The organism is Vibrio sp. Vb1554 (assembly GCF_033344235.1).
On record NZ_JAWPOJ010000109.1, the window covers coordinates 1 to 1,770 of the forward strand.

Sequence of the window (1,770 nt, forward strand, 5' to 3'; positions counted from 1 at the left end):
AGGTCTTCGCGATATTCACACTTTGAGCTGGGTAGCGCGCCGTCACTTTGGCGCCACATCTCTGCTAGAAATGAGCCGTTACGGCTTTCTTACCGATGCGGAATACCGCGAACTGGTGGAGTGTCAGGACTTCTTGTGGCGTGTCCGCTTTGCGCTGCACATTGAACTTCGCCGATACGACAACCGTTTGACCTTCGCACATCAAGCACAAGTGGCCGAAAACCTCGGTTATGTTGGTGAAGGCAATCGCGGCGTCGAGATGATGATGAAAGAGTTTTATCGCACACTTCGTCGCGTCGCAGAATTAAACAAAATGCTGCTCAAACTGTTTGATCAAGCCATCATCAATGGTGGCGCGACTGAAAACGCAGAAATTTTGGATGCAGATTTTCAACGCCGTGGATCGTTAATCGAAGCCAGAAAACCCGCGCTATTCCAAGCCAGACCTGAAACTATTCTTGATATGTTTTTGCATATCGCGAACGACTCAACCATTGAAGGGGTAAGCCCTCCAACCCTGCGACAACTGCGTACCGCACGTCGCCGCTTAAACAAGTTTTTACACACGATTCCAGCGGCTCGTGAAAAATTCTTAGCGTTATGTCGACACCCAAATGCACTTCATAAAGCGTTCAGTTTGATGCATAGACTTGGGGTCATGGCCGCATATTTACCGCAATGGAGCCAGATTGTTGGTCAGATGCAATTCGACCTGTTCCACGCCTACACGGTTGACGAGCACAGCATCCGCCTACTCAAACACATCAATACCTTTAACAATCCAGACAACCATGCGAAGCATCCGATTTGTTGCGACATATACCCTCGCATGCAAAAGAAAGAACTGCTGATCATTGCAGCAATCTTCCATGATATTGGTAAAGGTCGCGGTGGTGATCACTCAGTGATTGGTGAAGGTGAAGCGTACGATTTCTGTATTGAACACGGGCTGTCGAAGCCAGAAGCTAAGTTAGTGGGCTGGCTGGTGAGGCATCACCTTCTCATGTCAGTCACCGCACAACGACGCGATATTTACGATCCTGACGTCATTACAGAGTTTGCGAAACAAGTTCGTGACGAAGAATCTCTTGAGTATTTGGTGTGTCTCACGGTTGCGGATATTTGCGCAACCAATCCAGAGTTGTGGACTGCTTGGAAACGCACGCTGCTTGCCGAGCTCTTCTACTCAACGCAACGCGCACTGCGTCGCGGATTAGAAAATCCGGTTGATGTGCGTGAGCGTATTCGCCATAACCAACAAATGGCTTCCGCATTGCTGCGCAAAGAAGGGTTTTCTGCACGCCAAATCGAAGTGTTGTGGCAACGATTCAAAGCCGACTATTTCTTGCGCCATACTCACACTCAAATCGCTTGGCATTGTGCGCATTTGCTGCGTATGGATGATCCAAACAAACCACTGGTACTTATCAGCAAAAAGGCTACGCGTGGTGGAACAGAAGTGTTCGTTTACACCAAAGATCAACCAGCGTTGTTTGCTACCGTGGTGGCGGAGCTCGACCGTCGTAACTTTAACGTTCATGACGCACAAATCATGACCAGCAAAGACGGCCACGTGATTGATACCTTCATGGTGCTCGACCAACATGGAGAAGCCATTGACGAATCTCGCCATGCTGCCGTGATTAAACACCTCACTCACGTACTGGAAGCGGGTCGTCCGACGAAGATTAAAACGCGCCGCACCCCAAATAAACTTCAACACTTCAATGTGAAAACCAAAGTCGATTTCTTACCAACAAAAGGGAAGAA

General features: G+C 48.8%; 1 protein-coding gene. It reads left to right on the top strand.

Annotated features, from left to right (window positions below; all coding sequences use genetic code 11):
- Positions 1-1,770 (top strand): [protein-PII] uridylyltransferase (glnD, locus tag R8N28_RS24040; RefSeq protein ID WP_318183527.1); only part of this gene is annotated, 1,770 nt, incomplete at both ends.